At 61.5% G+C, this 21,361-nt stretch carries 1 protein-coding gene; it reads right to left on the bottom strand.

Annotated features, from left to right (window positions below; translation table 11 throughout):
- Positions 1–1,153: 1,153 nt before the first annotated feature.
- Positions 1,154–20,917, bottom strand: coding sequence for a GEVED domain-containing protein (locus ACZ5B4_RS05415; RefSeq protein WP_464913413.1), 19,764 nt, complete (start codon positions 20,915–20,917; stop codon positions 1,154–1,156).
- Positions 20,918–21,361: the final 444 nt, after the last annotated feature.

Genomic DNA, 21,361 nt, shown 5'->3' with positions numbered 1-21,361 from the left:
GGTTGCTGAAAACAGACTCGCTTTCCCCCAAGGGAGGCCGCACCTGGGATCTCAAACCTGAGCCCCCAGTGCAAACCAGGGTGGCGGCCAAGGCCCGGCTCGGCCGCCGGACAATCCGTAAAGCGTACACGGTACGCGGTGCCAAGTATCGAGTGCAACGTGCTCAGAGATCAGATCTCCGATGCGCGATATCAAAGGTCAAATCTGAGCACCCGATACTGCCACCGCTTCGCGGGCGGTTTCCGCGGCGGTTGACGATCACCTCCTTTCTCCTCGGTTCCGCGAGACGAAAAAAGGAATCACCAATCAGCAATTACCCCTCGCCGCCAATAAGCCAATAAACCGTGCGTTTCCTTGGCGTTTTGGCGTTTCGCGTTTTTGTCCCCAAGATCGCGAAAACGCGAAGGGGCGAAAACGCGAAAAAGGGCAAAAACGGTAATTTGTTTCTGGCAGGGTCCGGCCGGGATCAGGGATCATGTCGGCCGACGACGGTCTGTTATTGTCGGGGCAAGCAAAAAGGCAAGGAATTTTTCTTGGTGTTTTTGGAGCGGGTCATGTCGGGCCCCCGCCCTACGCACAACGGGCGGCAGGCGAGATCGGATCGAGCCCTTCTTGGCCGCGGCCCGGCGCAACGTGAAGCCCGCGCCGGCTTCGGGCCAATATCAGCAGATTGGCCCCAAGGGTGGGAAAGGGCCGGAGGTAACATCCGTCAAGGGTAAACCTCTCCCGCCCACGTCGAAATGAGGATGGACTTACTCGCTGGTCGATGGGAGCAAAAACAAATCGGGCAAGGGCTAGCCTGGCTTGCGACATCGCCCTGCCCGATTCGGCGGTTCCTTAAGCCCCTAGCAGGGGCCATTTCTATTCGTGAAAATCAGAAGACGCCGGGTTTAGCGGCCGGCACCACTTCCCTTCGCGTCCGTCGTCGCTTGATCAAGAGGGCCTGTTGCCCTCCGTCTGGGGCCGTTTTCCGCCATCGGCTTACGGCCCCTTGTGTTAGGCCCAAGCGGCGAGCGATCTCGACGCGGCTGTAGCCCGCCTCCGGCGTCCACGGCGTGGGGATGCCGTCGCTTCAATCGTTCGGTGGTTCCTTCCGACCTCGTGCCCATCCCTAGCGCGTTTTCTTCCTTGATGCCTCACAGGAGCAATCGGGTCAGACGTCCGTCCAGAAGCCCTTCGCAATGAGGTAATCCACGACTCCTTCGACGTGCTTGGTGTTGTAGGGACTGTTCCCTCGGGCCGTTACTTTTTCGAACTGCGTCAACCACACGTAATACGGCAGGCTCGGGTTCTGTAATAGCATATAATCCGGCCTGGCCTCAAGATGATCGACGCCCGGCGAATCGTAAACGGTCGCGGTGTCGTTTCCGGCCCCGCCGTCTACTTCCACGCGTTCGAAGAATTTCGCACGGAGGTAGTAGCCGGGTCCCTTTAGCCGAGAATACTCGGGCGTTGCGGTAAGGTCGTCCTTGCCGGCGGAGCCGAACATCTTGGCGGTGTCAAAACCGCCGATCGAATAAGCGTGGACGTAGTCGAAGGCCTTGGCTCGGGCCATGTACCCGGTGCCGGTGACGCGCGAGTAGTCGGGCGTCATGATGAAAATGTCGTTGCCGGCCGTGTCGTACAACTGAGCGACATCCAGCCCGGTCGAAGCGTAGGCGTGAACCGTGCCCACGTTGTTCACGGTCACGGCATAACCGGGGCCGGTCAACGTGCTTTGGCCGGGCCGGGCGATGAACCAGTCGTCGCCGGCGGAGTCGTAGAGCTGTGCTACGTCGTTTCCACCGTTACCATTGATCGTGACCTGATCGAACGAGTAGGCCGAAACGCTGAATTGGGCGTTTTCCACCTCGGCAGAATTCGGGGTGGTTCGGATCATGTCATCGCCGGCAGAGCCGGTAACGGCGGCGGTATCGAGACCGTTGCCGGAGGAGAAGGCTCGAACCGCGTCGAACCCTTTCGCCCGAGCCAGGTATCCCGGCCCGACGAGGCGGGCTTGGTTCGCGTCGGCCGTGAAGGTATCGTCACCGGTCGTATCGTACAGGTCGGCGCGATCGTAGCCGCCGGATGCGTACCCATGCACGAAGTCCACGCTGTTGACTTCGTAGGAGTATCCCGGTCCGACCATCGTGGCCCGGCCCGGCCGGATTTCGAGGGTGTCATCGCCGAGGCTGTCATACAACTGAGCAGCGTCGGTGCCGCCGTTTCCGAAGACGATGAAACGTTCGACGTTCTCGGCCGATGCCTTGAAGCCCGGTCGGGTCATCGTGCCCGCCGTGGGCTGCAATACGAACACCTCATCCGCCGGAGTACCGCTGAAGGTCACGGTGTCGCGACCGCCCGCTCCGTCGAAGCGAATCTCGTCCACGTCGGCCGTGGAGTAATTGTACGTGGTTCCGTTCACGATCACCGTGTGCAGGGTGCCTGCGGTGCTGATGCTCACCTGATCCTGACCACTGCCGCCGGTGATGAAGACCACGCGACCTTGCCGGACGACCTGCGCAGTGGACGCGGCCAAGGTTATGCGGTAGTCCTCCACCTCGCCGTCGGGAGCGTACCCGGTGGGGGCGTTGACACCTTGGCTGCTGAGCCGGAACCGCGCGTAAGTGTTGCCCGCTCGAGCGTCGGACGGGATGTCGAAGCTCAAGGTGTTCACGCCTGCCGAGAGCGCTCGGCCGGTGAAGATGCGCTCGCCGGGATCATCCCAATCGCCGTCCTGGTTGAAGTCGATCCAGGCATCCAGCTTGCCCGCGGCGGAAGCCGTGACGTCGATGACGGCCGTGCCGCCCAGCAACAATTGCGAGGCGAATACGACGCCGTCCTCGTCGTCGGAGATAAACGTGTCGTCACCGTCGGCGGCGACGCTGGGCCGGCCGTCTCCCTCCGCATCGATGCGAGTACCCAACCTCAGCGAACCGACGAGGTGCCGGGCGCCGTTGTCGGCCAACAGCGTGGGATAGGGAGCCGGGGCATCCCCATAGTCCAAGCTGCCGTCGTCGTTGAGGATCCAGATTCGCGCCTGCGGATCATCGATCACGGCCAGTTGCGGACTACTGATGTTGAGGAAGAAGTACTCGTCAGCCTCGATCCGCGTATCGCCCACGATTTCCAATTCGATCGTGGCCTTGGCGGTGGCGGGTTGCTGCCGAGCAATCACGATCTCGTAGTTTCCGCCCTCGAACCGCCGCCAAACCGCCAGGTCCTCGCTGACCACCGGGTACCAATCGTAGCCCGGATTGTTGGAAATGTTCCGCGGAATACCGGTCGTGCTCAAATCGGTGTAGTACACTTCCCAGTTGCCGTTGACAAAGGCGTGCCACACCAGTTCGTCGCCGTGAACGCGCGGCAGTTCGTCGGGAACATTGTTGTCGGTGATTTTTCGCAGCGAGGCCGGCCCGAGATTCAAGTTGATGTAGTAAATCTCGAGGTCCGTGCCGTCGTTGCCTTCCCAGACGACGTTGTTGCCGGAAACTTCGGGATGCGTGTCATCCCGGTTGTTGGAGGTCAAGAGCGTCGTGGTGCTCGTGGCAATGTCGTAAAGGGCGATTTCCCAATCGTTCCCGTCATGTTGTTGCCAGACCACGTTATTGCCGTCGATCCTCGGGAAGCGATCGTCGAGCGTGTTGTTAGTCACCCGGCGCGTCGTACCGTACGCGTAGACGTAGATTTCGTTATCGAAACCGTCGAAAGCGTACCAAGCGACGTTGCGTCCTGATACGACGGGCAAGTAGTTGTTGAATCCATTGTTCGAGATGTTGATGGGGTCGCCGCCCGAAGCAATATCGTATGCGAAGATCTGCTGGGTGGCACCGGACTTGCCCCACCAGACGATCAGGTCGTCCGATACCTGCGGATCCTTGTCGTCGAAATCGTTATCGGTCAGCTTCCGGGTGCTGTCGGTCACGATATCGTACAGGTAAATCTCGTAGTCCTGGCCGTCAAAGCCGGACCAAACCACGTATCGGCCGTGGATCGCCGCGAAACGGTCGTCCGTGGTATTGTCGGTCAAGCGCCGAGTGTTCGTGCCGTCGAACAGGTAGATTTCCCAGTCCTGCCCGTCGAACGTCTCCCACACGACCCGGTCTTGCCACACGCTGAAGTCGTAGTCGTTGACGGAATTGAGCGTGAGCAGTTCCGTCTTCCAAGTCGGCGTGGGGATGCCTTGCGGCGTAAAGACGAAGGTGCCGGAGGCCGGGATGTAGTCGTTGTTCGCCACGGTCGCCGTGCCGTCCGCGGTTTGATACTGGAACGAGATGGGGGCCCCGAAGGAATCGGCGACCTCCACCGTGACGGTGACCCGGGTGCGACCGCTATTGCCCTCGGCCACGGCCACATCGTCGACCACGATGTGGGCCAGCTTGTAATTGCCGAAGTTGACGTTCGTGAGATTCTCGCCGGTCGCCAGGGTAACGCTGTAAGATCCGTCGTTACCGCTCCGGGTGGTGACGTCGACCACCGGGCTGGTAAGCGGGTCGAAGACCACGGTCGGGCCGGCCAGATGTACGAAATCAGCCTCGGCCGTCGCCGTAATGCCGAAACCGGCCACGGCATTGATGGCATTCATCACGGACGCGGCCACCACGGTAGCGGTATCGGTCGCATTGAACGGTATCCGGCGATTGCCCGCGGTCACGGTGCTGTTCGAGTCGAACTCGAATGTCACCATCGTGGTGCCGTTGGAAATCGTGAACCGCTGGCCGTCCGTGATGGACGAGCCGGCCGGTGCTCGGAGGTGCCGGGTCTGCCCGTCCGGAAGCACCAGCCCCGCCGTCGGGTAGGTTTGAATCCAGCCGCTCGGCACCACTTCGCGGACGGTGTAGGTGCCCGCGAACAGTCCGGTGAATTGATAGAAGCCGGTTTCATCCACATTGGGCGTGGAGGGGTCATCCAATTGCGTGACCGCGACGGGCTCGAATGGATCAAGCACACCATTGCTATTGAGATCCAAGTAGACCTGAACCCCCGGTAGCCCCGGTTCCACTCCGAACGGCCGTCCCGTGTTAGGATCGAACCGGAAGGTGTATTGGCGTTGAGCCAGAAGCGCCGTGAGGTCGGCTGGGGTCGAAGGCCGAGCAACGCTGAGGTAGTTCAAGCCGTCGCCGGCGTCGTATCCGATCTGGGCGCCCGGCGCGCCAAAACCGTTGACACCGAAGCCGTCGCCCGTCGTCCACTCCATATTGTGGTAGTAGAAGGCGACGACATCCCCGCCGGGATCATCCTCGATGTAGAGCGAGAAAGTGTTCCGCTTGTCGTTGTGCTGGTTATAGTAGCCGACGTTGATCCAGTCGATTTGCACGACCGGATTGCCGCGGGCGCTGGTGCTTTGCTGCATTCGGATCTGGCCCACGCCCCGCGTGTCCGCATCGGCCCAGAACGGCGCCAGCATCGGCTCGCCTTGTGGGAACCCCGAGGCCGAGAAGGCGCTGAGCGGATTAGCGAAGGTAACGATTCCGTTCGTCGAGACGTAAATCTGGGTGTACGCCTTGCCGAAGAATTCGAAATCGAATCCCAGCGGAATGGCGCTGCTCGTCATGTCGTCGCCGGCGGGGAGCACGATGTTACCCGCGCCCGGCGGCAAGATGGTCACGGCAGGCACTTGATCGCTCGGCTGCCGATCCCACACGCCGTTGGCGTTAAGATCGTTGAACTTGTAGCCGCTGATCGAGGAGGTCCCTGCAATCACGCGGACGAGATAATCCTCCACTTCGCCGTCGGGAATGACGGTCTCGCCGGCAGGAGTGTACGGCAAGAGACCCGGCGTGTGGCTGAAGCGGAAACGCGCGAAGGTATCTGCGGACGCGAGTTCCCGAGGCACGCGGAACTGGAGCACATTGTCGCCCGCCGCGAGCGGTCGGTCGGCGAAGATCTGCTCGCCCGGATCGTTCCAGTCGCCGTCGGCATTGAAATCGATCCAGGCATTGAGATAACCGCCGGATTGCGAGGCGTAGACCGTGATGGTCGCCAACTCGCCCGTCAGCAACGGCGTGTTGAAGATGACGCCGTCTTCATCAGCGAGATCGGTGTTATCGTCTCCGGTGGCCGTCGCGTTGGGTTGACCGTCCAACTCGTAATCCACGGACTGTCCCAAATGGAATCCGCGGACGACGCGGTGGCGCGCTCCTCCGTCGGCGGCCAAAGTCGGATACGGCGCCGGGGCGTCGCCGAAGTCCAGCGGCGCATCCACAATCGCCATGCGGTAATCCTCGACCTCGCCGTCGTTGGCAAAGCCTGTGGGACCAAGGTTGACCTGGCTGCTGACGCGGAACCGGGCATAGGTGGTCCCCAACACCGCGTCTTGCGGAACCGTGAAGAACAGGTTGTGCGTGCCCGCCGTCGCCAGCAATTGGTTGACGAAGACTTGCTCGCCGGGGTCGTTGAAATCGCCGTCTCGGTTGAAGTCCACCCAACCTTGCAGGTACGCGTTCGGCTGCGAGACCACGACCTGAACCTCGACCGGGCTGCCGGGTACGAGGGCATCCAGGAACAATACTCCGTCCTCGTCGTCGATCCCGGCCTTGTCGTCACCGTCGGCCAGGACCGTCGGCTTGCCGTCGAGTTCCGGATCGACCGCAGCGCCCAGATACAGGCCCGAACCGAGCCGGTGCCTGGCACCGTCCACACCGCGGGTCGTACCGTAGGAGTCCGGAGCGTCGCCGTAGTCTTCGTGATAAGGCACCAACTCGACCAAGTAGTCCTCAACTTCACCGTCCTGGGCGACGCCGGTCGGGTTCAGCCCTCCGGTGCTGCTGAAGCGGAAGCGAGCGAACGTCTGGCCGGGCGCCAAGCCGGAAGGCAGATTGACGCTGAGCAAGTTTATGCCGGGCTGGAGGAGCACGGAGTTGAAGACCTTTTCGCCCGCATCGACCCAGTCGCCGTCGATATTCAGATCGATCCAGGCGTCCAGGTAGCCTTCCGCGGAGGCGATGACCCGAATCTGCGTGGCGCCTCCGATGAGCAGGCCGGCGTCGAACAACACGCCGTCGTCGAAGGTGTCGCCCGTGGCCGTGGCGTTGTGCCGCGCGTCGGCCTCGCTGCTCACGCCGCTACCCAAGTAGAGGTCCGGAACGATGATGTGGCTGGCGCCGTTGTTTTTCAGCGTCGTGGGATACGGGCCGTCGGGCGCGTCACCAAAGTCGATGCCCGCCACATTGACCGTGAAGTAGGTCGCGCCGTCCCCGCGATTGGCCTGAAGCGGATTGTTCGCCAGATCGCGAATGGCTTGGTTGTCGAGCACGATCTTATAGATGTGGCCGATCGACCACACCCCGGAGGCCGGCACCAAGTAAATGATGTCGTCGACCGGTTGGTACTGGAAGAAGTAGTCCTTGCCTTCCTCCAGCAGGACGTCACCGCGGTAAACGGAAACGGCATCCGCCGTCACTGTGCGATCGTTGACACCGACGCCGTCCTCATCCAGCAGCTTCACGGCGAAGCGGAAGACGCGTTGGCCGGCGACGAATACGTCATTCAACCGGCGATCGCGATCCACGCCCGCCCCATCGTTGTCCAACGGCTCGATCAGGCCGCTGGTCGGGCCGCGGAAGTCCACCCGGTCCACGGCTCCGCGATCCTTATAGACGCTAAGACCGCCGCCGGGAGGTGGGTTGACCGCCGGATCATCCTTCCGCAATTGTCCGTAGAGGTCGAAGGCGGGGGCGATGATCGGCGACGCCGCGATGCCCAGGGGTTGCAAAACGGAATTGTAATATGCGAACCGTTCCTGCAACGCATCGATGGAGCTGTCAATGATCTCCGAGCCTCGATCCGGGATGAAATTGTAATTGGCCGGGTCGACGAACAGCGGGGCTCCGGAGGCCAAGACTCGATCGAAGGTGCCCAGTCCGCGGCCTTGCACGTTGACGCCGTTGCCCTGGAAGGCATTACCGCCCAACACGGTATTGGGATTGGACGAGGCGTCCACCAGGATGCCCGTGTTGAGATTGGCCACGACGTTGTTGAGCAAGGTCGGACCGGCGTTGTTGACGACCGCGATCCCCACGCCGTTGGGTGCGAGGCCGCCGTAAACCGTATTGTTCACGACGCGAACGAAGGGTACGGCACCGGTAGGCTGCCCGACCTCGCCGCTGATGCGGATACCGCCCTGCGTGTTGAAGGCGACCAAGTTATTCTGAAGCGTGACTCCCGCCACCAATTGATTGGGGGCGTTCATCGTGCGTCCCGAAGCCGGATGCGGGGCGTTGGAGACCGGTTCGCGTGCCGCCGGCTCCACGCGAATGCCGTATTCGGAAGCGTGAAAGACCGAAGTGTTCTCGACGATGATCTGCCCCTTCTCGCGGAAGGCGTTCCGATCACCGATCACCGGATTGCCCGCGCCGTTCGAGAATTTCGGGGTCTCGTTGGGCAAGCCGGTGCTCTCCACGATCCCAAAAGAGATGTGTTGCAGGCCTTGCGGAGCAATGCCGCCGATGTTGCCGCCGACATAGGTGGCACCCCAGAGATCGACTCTCTCGCTGGTAGAAATGGATGCGGCACTGACCATCAGCCGGCCGGCGTCACGGGCTGCGTTGACCGCCGCGGCGACGGCGTTGGCGATTTGTCCGGCGCTCCAAGAGGCTTGGAAGTACACAGGCCATTCGCTGCCGGTCAACGGCGGATTCAAGGGAACGCTAGTACCGACTGTGCTGTCGAGGAAGACGAACGTCTGTTGACTCACGCCGTCGTTGATCCAGAAGCGATCGCCGTGCCCGATGTCGCTCGCCGCCGGGAACTGGAGCGTGTAGCCCGTCGCCCAGCGGTCATTGGTATCGGCTTGGGCGGCAAGAGGCACGACGCGGTAAGGATCGAGCACCAATGTACCGAATTCGTCGCCGCGGCGAATCTCCAGTTGGTAGCTGCCGGTTACCACGATCGGCTCGTTCACGAGCGGTGCCCGCATGAAATCGAAGCCGGTGTTATCGGACGGCGCGTTGGTAATCATCTCGCCCCGTTCGGCGAAACCGATGATGATATCGTCGATGTACCAACCCTCGAAGCTATTATTCTGGCCGCGGCGGAAATCGTAGAAACGATTATTCCCGCGAGCGGTTGCGCCGTAATTTTTGGAGGTCGTGTCTCCCTCCAGTTCGTCGCTCCAGAACAACGGGCCGGAATCCGTCACCGGGTGCCCGAACACTCGCATCAGCGGTTCGGTCTGGCCTTGGGCGTCGGTCAATTCGTCCAGCTTGATCGTCGTCTGATTGAGGTCCGCGGCTTTCAGCGGGCTGCTCGCGGGGTCGGCGAGGTTGGTGCCGTCGAAGGCGGCCTGCGGTCCGACGAGCTGCACGGTTTGATTCAATACCACGGCCGAGATTTGAAGCCCGGCGCTTGTGTTCAGCAAATTGACGGCCGCCGTGATTCGGCTCGCAATGGCCGCCGGCGTGGTCGCGCCTTGCAGCCCGACGATGACGGCGTAATCGGCGCGTACTCCCGGCGGGAGGCCGAGACTGGCGGGATCGACGATCATCGGCGAGCTGAGCGATGTGGTGAAACCTAACAACGCGTAGGCCGGGACATTGCGGGCGTCCAAAGCCGTGATGGTCGCGGCCGAATTGTTCAACCCCGCGGCGGTGGCACTGTTCGGGACGAAGATGGAGTTCGGCGTGGCTCGGAACTGCCGGTTCACCGCGTCCGTGATGAGCTTCGAGACCTCAAGTTGGGTCATGTCGGGCCGGAGATAGACCGGGACGTTACCCGTGGTGAATTGACCGGGGGCGCTGCCTTCCAGCAAGACCTGGGCGGCTCCCACGGTTACCGATTGGGCACCGACCAAGAAGACCCGATTGCCGTTACTCCCGGCGAAGAAGACGTCGTCGGGCACGAAGGCGCTAAGGTTGATTCCCAGACCGTTGACGACTGCGGCCAACGTATCGGATAGCTGCCGCGCCGTCATCGTGTCGTCGATGGCGACGGCGACGTTGCCCGGCAACACGCTCCCGTCCTTGTCGAACTCCAAGGTCCGAGTCGCCGCGCCGTCGCTGATCGTGATGGTTTCGCCGTCCGCGATCCGAACGCCGGCCGCGTTGGGAATCAACAACGCATATCCGAGGTCGAATTCAAACGTGACGCCGTCCACGGCAAAAGTGGCCCCGTCGTGCAGTTCCGCCGCAGCGGGCGCCGTGAGATATTCGCCGGTCGTCGTGACATTGCCCACGTCCATGTCGCTGGCGGTGCTGAAGTCGAATCGGACTCGCAGATTGTCCAGACCGGCGAACTGGCTGAGATCCAACCGAGCCTGCCGCCAATCGCCGCCCAAATCGATGACTTCTCGAATGTACCCGCCGTACGGACCTTGGTCGCGACTCGGAGCGATAAGACTCGCATCGTTGAGGTCCGTGTTGGTGGCCATCAACGTCCAATTGGCGCCGTCGTCGGAGATGAAGACGCGCACACTGTCGAAATCGCTGCTGTTCTCGGTGTGAGCGAAGTAATTGAAATACAGGGTAGGCTTGTCGGCCGCGCTGTACCCGGCCAGGCTGAATGTGCCGCTGGTGAGACTTCCGTGTGCACCGCCCGGCAAATTGTAGGTAAGTAGCCGGCTACCGTCGCTGCCTTGGCCCGTTGTGAAATTGATCGCGCCGGGCTGCGCTTGATTCGGGTCACCATCGGCGGGGTTATCCAGCCCGAAATAGTAGCTGCGATTGCCTTCCAACAGCGGGTCGTAGCCTTCCTGCGGAACACGGCTGGCGTCGTAGGTTTGGTAGATGCCGTGCCCTTGATCGTTCCGCCGGCGTTCCGTCCAGTGCCACAAGTTGTAGTCGACGGGTGAGAAGTCGATCCCGTAGATATTTCCGACCGTGGGCGGATTGACGCTGGCGGCTCCATCCAGGAATGCGCCCACCAAGGCGCCGGTCGTCGTCAGTGCATACACATTTCCCGCGGTATCGGACGCAAAGAGAGTCTCGGCGTACTTCCCACCCTCGGCGTTCTGCGGACCGGTCGCCAATCCCGAGAAGGCGATGGGTTGGCCGGTAGCCGGATTGACGACTTGCCCGATGTAGTGGAGTTGCGGTCCCGCCCCGGGGACGCGAGTGAAGAAACGCGGCCCGCTCTGCGGATCGACCGGCCGAAAGCCCCACGAGCCGCCGTTGGCATAGGCGCTGACGTTCGTAATGTAATAGAGGCCGCCGGTATCGGACACGGCATACAGCGTATTTCCGATGTAAGCGAAGCCGGTGATGGTACCGCCCACGCCCTCTCCCGCGAAATCGAGCTGAGGAGCATTGGTAATAGCCGCGGGATTCGTGCTATCGACGTTCGTGAGCTCCACGGTCGCTCCGCTCGCGCTCGCGTTGGCCGCAAAGGGAGCGCTGTTGATGGCAGCGGCCATCGCCTGGGCGACTTGCTGTCCCGTGTACCCCGCCCCGATCGGAACGCGAATACGTCCTGCCGTAACACCATGGGCGCCCGCGATCAGCGTCAAAGGAGCCGTGGATGTGAACGAGGCGGCATTGAGGAAGGTAAGGCGGTCGCCGGGGCTGTTGGGGTTCGCCGTCGTCGTGGACCGGAAGGCGTAACCGGCATCGATGCGGTCTGCCGCCGGGAAGACCAAATTCTGGCTGGCATCCACGATCGATTCGATCTGCTGGCCGAATTGTTGCGAAGTCCAGGTCTCCTCGAAGGAAATCGGAATCCGCCCAAAGCCTACACCGTGGGCGCCTTGGATCGCGACTTGGGCCGGATCGCTCGAGGCGGGCGCCGTGAGTTGCGAATCATTGACGAGGGTGACACGATTGTTCACGGAGCCGGCGACCACCGTGAAGGCACCCTGGGCATTGATGGCGTTGACCAAGGTGTTGGCGAGGACGGTGCCCGTATCGCCGTTATTGAAGCCGATCCGAACGTGACCGTTGTTCGTCAGCGCGTTGTTGTTGTCGAATTCGAAGGTTACGGAGGCGTTGCCGCCGCCCGGCGCGGTCCCGAAGATGGTGACCGTGACTCCGTCGAGCGAAGCGCCCGCAGAAAGCGGAAGAACGACCACCGGGCCGCTATCGAATTCGAACGTGTAGGTCTGACCGTTGTTGACGTTGACGAGACTGAAAGTTTGTCCGTCACGGAAGGCAGCCGCCCCTTGCGGATCCATGCGGACGTCGAGTCCCAAGTCGAATTCGAACTCCGCCGTCGTGCCGCCGGCATCGGTCACGGCAAACCAATGGCCGTCGGCAAAGTCGCGAGGTTGGACGCCGCCGCCGAACGTGTAAATGGGATCCGTTTGCGAGGCGGGGTTGGCGATCAGGGTCGGCGCGGTAAATAGTTGGCCGATCGGCACGATGTTGCTGAAGAGACGATCCCCGGCGGCCGCCTGGCCGTTATTGATCGCCGGGTGATTGATCGCCGTTCCCGAAGGAGACAGCATCCACACCAAGTTTCGCCCCGACGTAATTCCGGCGCCGCCGCCCAGGTCGGGATTCGGCACGTTGCCGACGATCATGACCTGCCGGCCCAAATTGCCGGTGTTCTGAAGATAATGAACCATCGCCTCGACGTAGAGGCTGTTGTTGGGATCGTTTTGCAGATTGTTCAGGTTTCCGGGATCGCGGCGGATGATATTGATTCCGGTGTCCACGTCCACCAAGAGGTTATTGGCGTTGCCCGTGTCGAATTCTCGGTAACGCGGGTTGAAGTCCGTTCCGGGGCCTTGGCTCACCGTCATCAGCCGCCCGTCGTTCCGCATCGCAATGTCGTGATACACGATGTTGGGACTGCCCGGGAGATACGGATCCGACCAGTCGGTAACGTCCGTCTCGACCTGACCCGTGAACGGATCGACCGTATAGAGGTCCGTCCCGGTAAGCGTGTAAAAGACCACGTCGCTCAATTTGAATTCGTCGGGCACCAAGCTCAGCCGTTGCTGAGTAGCCGTGATTCCTGAGGCCGGTCCCCGATCGATATGCTCCTCCACGATTCGAGCAACGGAATTGATCGGCTCCATGCGAACAAGCGGATTGGCCGTGGAGTCGGCGCTCCAGGTTCCTCCCAGGACGGAGGACAAGACTTGAGGTGTGGCCAGCGCTGAGGTAACGGCCACGTAATACGTGGTATTGGCACCCTCGGGCAGGTAAACGGGCCCGATATACGGATCCCGACTCCACACAGACCCCCGATTGAGGTCTTCGATGGCGTTTCCCACCACCAAAGCCATATCGTCGGCGATATTGGAATCGTTGCTGCGGAGGATCAATCGGCCTTGGCTGTCGAAGACCCAAATGGCCAGATCGGGCCGGGCCATGCCGTCCGCGTAGTCGATGTCGAAAATGGTGGAGAAGATGCTACCCAGGTCGTTCAAGCCGCCGATGGACTGGATGCCTTGGAGGTCGATCTGGAAGCTGTACCAGTCGACGTCGGTCCGGCCGCTCAAGTAGCCGGCTACCGAAATGACATTGCGATCCATGCGCAGCAGATTGCCCAGCGGTTGAGCGTTGCCGATGGTGTCGTTGTTGGCCGTCGTTTCAGCCGCCTCGCCGAGCAGCGGGTGGTGTTGGGGGAAGCCCAGCACTTCGATACCGTTGGTAGCGTAGCGGACATCGGCGCACTTGACGGTGGAGCCCGCCACCTCTTGCATTTCGCGGAGGCGGATTTGCAACTGGTAATTGCCGGCGGTGTTGGCCAGAAGCCGCATCGGCGACGTCAGCGGGTTGAATCGGGCACGCACGCCGTCGAGGAAAATCTTGCCGTTTTCGTAGCGTGCGGTGATCTCGAAGCTCTTGGCCGACTTCTGCCCGTTGATCGCTGCCACAACGGCCGCGGCCACCTGGTTCGCATTCATACCGTTGTTGACGGCCACACGCACCGCCGCCGGATCAGAGAGCGTCCCGTCCTTGTCGAACTCGAAGACGATGCTCTGGAAGTCGTCGGAGACGATGAATTGAGCGCCGTCCGTGATCGCGGCCCCCGCAGGGATATCGGCCACGGCGAGCACGCTGCGGACGCGAACGTAGTAGGTGCGCACTTCGCCCGCCGGTCCCGGCAGAACCAACCGCATCCCCGCATCTCGCGGGTTCATGCTGTAGAAATCTCCCTCCTCGGCGGGGTCGCTGGAGGTCGAGCGGATCCAAGGATCACGATTCATCGGATATGCGAGCGTGGTCGTGGATCCTTGCGGGGTCTCGGTCAACGAATTGTCGCTCCGGGCGAGGATGTTGCCGTCGGCGTCAATCAATTCAACGATCGTGTCGAGCGCGAAGGTCGTGCGGTCGATGTCGATCCAGATTTCGGTGCCGGCCGCCGCGTCAAAGCTGTAGACGTCCGAGTCGGTTCGCTCGTCATAGCGCACCGAGCCGTGGATATCGAATCCTAGACGCAAGTTGTCGTCGCCCGCCTTTTCGTCGGGCGCCAATTGCCCCATGTACTGAGCCCGCTGCGGATAGGCATTGACATCGGTGACGCTGCCGGTGGCCGTCTCGCGTTCGGTGATCGTCGCCAGATTGCGATCATGGCTGTAGCGATCGAAGCGGACGCTTCGCCACTGGCCCGGCGCGGCCGTGCTCGTACCGTCGCCGTTGGTGTCGTATTGGGGATTGCCGAAGATATCGAGTCCCGCGCCGACCGAATCATCGGCCAGAGAAGTCAGCACCACGGGATAGCCCGGTTGGCCGACGATTTGAATGATGCCGCCGATACGATCGTCATACTCCAAAGGCCGACCGGAGGCGGTGAAGCCCGCGTTCTGGCCCCACAACTTGACCACCAGGCTTTGGGTGGGGGCGCTTTGCAGTCGCAAGCCGCCCTCGTGGTGATAATTCCCGACCACGATTTCGCCGTAAACCGCATGGACGATGTCGGTGTCGTCCCAAACGCCCTGCGTGGTCAGTTCACCGGCCCGGACCTCCATCCCGTTCAATTGATTGTCGGTCATGCGGTTGAGCGCGACCAACGGCCCGCGGTTGCCGTCGAACTGCGAGAACGCATCGATCTCGCCGGTACTCCGTCCCCAATCGGGCACTTCCCAGGCATTGAGCGCGTTGATGTCCACGGACACGATGTGGCCGGAATTATCGACGAAGCGGTTGTTGACGATGACGGGCTGGGCGCCGCGGACGTAGATCGTAGCCGGCGTAATGAACCCGCGGCCGTTACGGTCGTCTGCCGAATTAGCGCCGTTATGTTCGAACCGCGTGTTGGCGATGCGGACGTGTGCCTGACGGATTTCGATGGGATCGAAGCCCGCGAAACCGCCCTCGATCGCGGTCTGCCCTCCCGCATACGCGATGATCGCCTGGTCGATACTTCCCTCGGACAGCGGAGCGAAGCCGATCCCGCCCCAATCACCCTTGCCCGGCTGTTGACCGCTGGTGTTTTGGGCCGTGTTGAACGTCCCCCCCGCCCCATAGCGATTGTCGAGCACGGAGGTGAAAACGACCTTGTAGCCGGGCACGGTTTCTGCGAAGCCGGGTCGGCCCTCGGCGATGAGTTGGGCACCCACCTCGGTCTCGATTCGGCTTCCCTGCAGCTTGACAATTACTCCCGGATCGACTTGCAAGCGGGAGTCGAGCCGGGCCTCCAGATTCCCCAAGCCTTCGACTTTCAGTTGAGCGCCGCGTTGCGTGAGGTTGACACTGCTGCCCGCGGCGGCGGCCGTCACTTCCAACCCGCGCGAGGCGGATGCCGCATTGATGACCGCGGCCAAAGAGGCGGCAATCTGCGTCGCCGAATCCGTCAAGCTGAACGGTACCGCGATGCGGCCGGGAACCACGCCGTCGCCATTATCGAACTCGAATACGACGCGCGTCCGGCCGTCGAAGATGGCGAAATACTGGCCGTCCAAGCCTACGCTCGCCGCGGAGACCTGGAGGCGGAACCCGTCGGCGAGAGAGACGGCGGGAGCCGTGGACGCACGTTGGATGGCGCCGCCCGGCGTCCCCGCGATGGCGAGGTTTTCGGGCACGTAGTGAACGATATCCCAATCGTCCCAACGACCGAACGTGGTAAGCTTTTTCGTGGCCCCGCCCGCGGGAGTCTTGATACGAACGTACAGGCCGTTGATCGAGTTATCCACGACGTAATTGCCGCGGATGGTGGGACCGACGCGATCGTATTCGACCGTGTAGGGTTGCGCCGGATCCCAGCTCTCGAACTTCGTGTCCGCGAAGCTGTTGGGATCGGCGGACATGGCGGCGTCGGCGCTCCGCGTCACGCGGTTGAACACGATGGTAGGCCGGGCCTCGACCATGTGGATCGGGTTGTACACCGATCGCACGCCGTTCACGATGACCTCACCGCCGCCGAAACGGATGTCGGCATGGCTCACGTAGTTGAGGAAGATGCCCTGGTCTTCCAGCACCTGCCGCGGCGGCAGGCCGGTCGCCGGGTTGTAATTCCGGATGTATTGATAATCGAGATCGTTGCGGAAGACGATCCCGCCCCAATCCCCGGACGCGGGCGTGGTGTTGTTGGTCGGCTCGGGATCGCGTCCGAGCGATTCGTCGTAATACGAAGTGAAGTAGACGGGCAAGCCCGGAATGCCCAGCACCTGCAACGCTCCGCCGCTGCGGTCGATGCCCTCGGCGAGGCTGCCCACGGTAATATTGGAGCGGAAGAGCTTGATCATGGCCCCGGCGTCGACCATGACGGTCACGCCCTGCGGCACCTCCATGCGAACCCCGTCGGCCATGGGGGCATTGTCGATGAGACGCCGCCCGATCTCATAGGGGATGTTGTCTTGCAACGTTGCCGGCGCGTTCGGATCATCATTCGCGAAGTTGTTGCCCACGATCCGGACGATCTGGTTGGGTTGTGCCGCCGCGAAGGCCGCCGAAATGGTCGTAAAGGGCTTATCGAGGGAGCCGTCGGGCGCGGAATTGAATGACAACTTGTCGACGAAGAGGGTGTTGGCTTCCGACTGGACGTTGAACCAGAAGTTGTATTCACCGCCCGGTACGCCGTCCAGGTCGCCGTCCAAAAACAATCCCGTCGAGTCGATGAGCATCGACGGATTGGCGGTGTTCGGTTCGCGGAAGGTCGTCGGATTGTTGGGATCGACCCCGCCGGGGGTGAAGTTTAATCGCAGTTTATATTCGCCCTGCGTAACGCCGCCGATGCCGGAATCGTCGATACTGGGGTCGTACTGCGTATTGCCGGATGCACTAACCCCGATGAAGTACGTCCCCGCCGGGAGGTAGATTTCCAGGGCGGAATCTTCACTATAGTAATCGTCGTTCCGCGCGACGACCTCATAGGTGGTCTCGAGGTATTCTTTTTCGACCGGCACCCCGTTTTCGATCACGACGTATTTGCGCAGCGTATCGACCTGCCGATAGAGCGTGATCGCGGCGTCGAGCATGCTGGAATTGGCCATCCGCTCGGCCAGAATCTCGGCGCTGACCATGCCGCGTTCCTGGAGCTCGAAGCGGTACATGTCCACGTCCATGCTGTCGGGACGGAACATGTGACGCCCATGAACGATGTCGGCCATGCCGGGGAAGACGGGCTCGAAGCTGCCGGTCGCCGTGGTGGCGTCCTCCGAACTTCCCATGATCACGAACGGCGAGAGGTCGTAGCTGTGCCCATAGCCCAGCAAGTGGCCGATTTCGTGCATGGCCACCTGGAACCAGGCGCCGCCGAATTCGCTGGCGCCCCAGTTTTCGGCGTAATCCATGACGGCCACACCGCCACCGGCGACGCCCCCCACGCCGCCCGGCGCCGATTGCAGCCCCATCAGGGCCAAATCACCGGTGATGATGGCCAGCCCGCCGGTCTCGCTTTCGTAAAACTGAATCCCAAGATATTCCCCGTAAATCGCGAAGATTTCCCGCGTCCGCTGCTTCTGGGCTTCCGTGATCAAATTGAAGCTGCCGGTGGGGAAGTAGAAGGGAATCCGCGGGATGCTTGTGGAGGCGTCCGGACTGGAATCGCCCGTCAGGTAGTGATCTTCGACCAACAGGCTGTCGTAGTTGGGCAGATCCCGATGTCCCGGTTCGTCGATTGCGCCGGGCCACTCCAACGTGTAGCGTTGCGGCACGACGGCCCCGGAAATGATGACGCTCTGCGGCGCACCCGCATTTCCGAATCCCGAGACCAGCAAGGAATTGTAGAACGAAGAGCCGGCATCCGCGCCTTCGCTCATGTTCCAGGTCTGGACCGCTTGATAACGACTTCCGATCCGCAAGCGGGCGGCGCCGGTTCCCAGATTGGCCAAGTCTTGGCCGAAATCCAGGACCACCATGTTCTTGTCCGCGTCGTAACTGACGGTGCTCGGCAAGACCACCGTATCGTCGTCCGGCCTCGCGGTACCTTGCGTAAAGATGAGCTGATAGAACTCGCGATTGGTAGCCGCGCTCGTATCGAGGCGATCGTTGCTGAAATAGACTTCAATGATATTCCGTTGCTGTTCCAGGCTGCGGACCTGGAATTTGCTCGTGCGAGGATCGAATGCCGCCGTCGCGCCGCTCAAAGTAATCTGCGCCGTAACGGGATCCGGGGTGACCGTCAGGTTCAGCCCTTGGCCGATGATGGCCGCTGCGACCGCCGAGGTGACGGCCGAGGCCGTATCGGTAGTGCGGAAGGGTACCGCGATTCGACCGGCCTGGACGCCGTTATTGAGAGCCTGATTTTCGAACTCAAAGGTAACTTGAATCGTGCCGTCGCTGACGACGAACGTCTGGCCGTCCGTAATCTGGCTGCCCGCAGGTACCGTTACGTGAATGGCTCCGCGATACACCGGCTGCGGAACGACGGCGAGAATCTGCGGTCCGAGGTTGACGTCGAACTCGAGCGTCAAGTCCTGGCCCACGCCCAGGTCGGGATCAAAACGGAAGGGAACGGGGGGCGAGTCCATGTTCGTCAGCGGATTTGCCCCCGTACCCTTGATGACCAAGTGGTACTTGTCGTCGGGTAGGTTCTCCGCGAAACGCACGATTACTTCGTTCGGCTTGTCGCCGATACCGATATACCCGATCGGCACGGCGACTTCATTGCCCTCCGAGAATGAGTCATCGCCGCCCGCTCGAACGAATTGAATCGCGCCCAACGTGTTCGGATCGAGCTCTTGGCCCTCGTTGAAACGCAAGATCAGTTCGCGCGGAGCGACGTTCAGCTCGGTCCCCTCTTCGATCAGGCTTCCTTCATTGGGGATGACGGCGACCAGATCCGGCGGTACGCTGGGAATTTGCTGCCCATAAACGGCCAATCGCCACGAGTTCAATTGTCCGACCGTGCCGGTGACGCGATCGCGTACGATCAGCGTCCAATCCCCGCCGGCCGATTCTCCCCAGTTTCTGGCGGTGGTAAAGGTCCAACGAATGCCGGTGTCGAACGGATCGTGAACGTGCGGTTCGGCCAAGACGGACTGTGTACCGGAGGGGGAAACCAAGATGATTTCGAGGTCGCCCGGGCTTTGATGCGTGATGTCAACCGTGACCTCGGCCCACTCCACGTGATTGATCGTGGGCGCCATGCTGACGACGGAAGAGATGCCCGCCGGATTATTATCGGGAATCACGCGGCTGACGCTCATCGTGCCCGAATCGAGAACCAGTTCCGGGCCCACGGTCTTCCAGGTTCGAGCCGCGGTGACGGCGGCGGCCGCATCGACGACGCCGAAGCCGTATTTGTGGTTCACGCGATAACCGGCGGCGTTCGTCGTCCAGCCCGGATCGGCCGGATCGTTCATTCTGGCCGTCTGGGCCAAAATGTACTGGACGTCGCGATAGGTCAGATTGGGGTTCGCCTGAAGCATCAGGGCGATGATGCCGGAAACCAGGGGAGCCGCGGAGGACGTGCCGCTGAACTGGGAAGTGTAGTCGATATCGGGCAAGGGATCGGGCAAGGGGTAGTCGTAGGCCGTACCCGTAACGTTATACCCCGTCTCACCCATGCGGTCCGTGGTGTAAATCCCGGAGACCTGGCCGCTGGAATAGGCGCTGACGAGGATGTTGGCTCCCGGTTCCGAATACGGGGCCTGGCGACCGTCATGATCGACGGCCGCCACTGCGATGGTGTAGCGCGAGTTGGCCCAGCCGTTGTAGTTGGAGTTGTCGTTTCCTTGCAGACCGTTACCGGCGGCCCAAACGTAAATCGAGCCTAAACCACCGCGACCCGTGGTGACTCCCTGCTGCAAGGCGGCCAAGCTCAGGGGGCCGGGACCGGCCAAGATGGAGAACGGCAAACGGCCGCCCGCATCCGGCGGACCCCAGCTATTGTTGTAGATTTGAATGGCGTCGCTCCGGTGCCCGATGGCCTGCGCGATTTGCAAGTCGGTTATGGGGCCGCCGATCAGACGCAAAGCCGCCAATTGGGCGTCGAATGCCGCGCCCGTCACTCCGATTCCGTTGTTTCCGGAAGCTGCCGCTACGCCCGCCACAGCGGTGCCGTGGAAATCGCCCGTCTCTGCCTGAGGATCGGTATCCCCCATTAAATAGTCGTAGCTGAGATCCGCCCGATAGTTGGCGACCAAATCGGGGTGCGTCGTCTCGATGCCGTCGTCCACGATACCGATTACGACACCGTCACCCTGGTAGTTATCCCAAACCCCGGTGATTCGGACGTCTTGGCCCAGCGTCCCGCCGGATTGACCCGTGTTGAGCAGATGCCACTGCTCCACAAAGAGGGGATCATTAGGAATTAGCATGCGATCCAACTGTTGCGGGGCGAGCGGAAAACGAAACTGCACGCCTTCCACCTGATCCAAGCGTTGGACAATCGTTTCCCAAGAGATCTGCGAAGGGAATTGGAAGACGTAAGCCCCTTTAATGCCGCTGGCAACGGCAACCTGCTCCCCGCCGACCAAGGAGGCAACAAGCTGGGGGTTGAGACCGTCGGTCAGCCCCACTACCCACTGATGACTGGCTTGCAGTTGCTGCACCGAGTATCGGTTCAGGTCCGAAGCCGCCTCGATGGCGCGTTGCAGCGTATCCTCCCATACCCGATCGGGATTGGTAGGCGAAACACTGAGGAGGACGCGGTCTTCAAACTTTTCAAGCCGCAATCCCCTGTGGCGACGGGCCTTAGGTTTGTGGCTTCGGAGTGAATTCTTCTTCGAGTCTTTCCCAAGACGAGCGGACCTGCCGAAGGAAGAAAGAAAGCGGATCGAATCCCAAAGCCTCATCGAATGGATCCCCCTCAGGCGTAAACGAACGGCAGAATTGCAGAGAGATGGAGGAAGCGACTAACCCCGCGGTCGAAAAATCCGTTAGTACCCATTGAAATTGGGAATTGGAGAAAAATCAACGCCAGACTTCGCAGATTATCCATTTTCCCCGATTGAATATCCCGATCGGTTTATCCGTCACGCGGCCAAGATGCTTGATCAAGATGGTCTGCTTGACTCCAGCGAAGCCGGGCATTCCCGACAGGCGGCCAGCGGAGAACGCCCGTGCGCGCAATTTCTCCTTATTCAGCGGTTAGACGCAAGCAGGTTTTGCGGAGTTCC

Source organism: Thermogutta hypogea (assembly GCF_055386265.1).
This window is presented reverse-complemented; position numbering and strand designations above follow the sequence as displayed.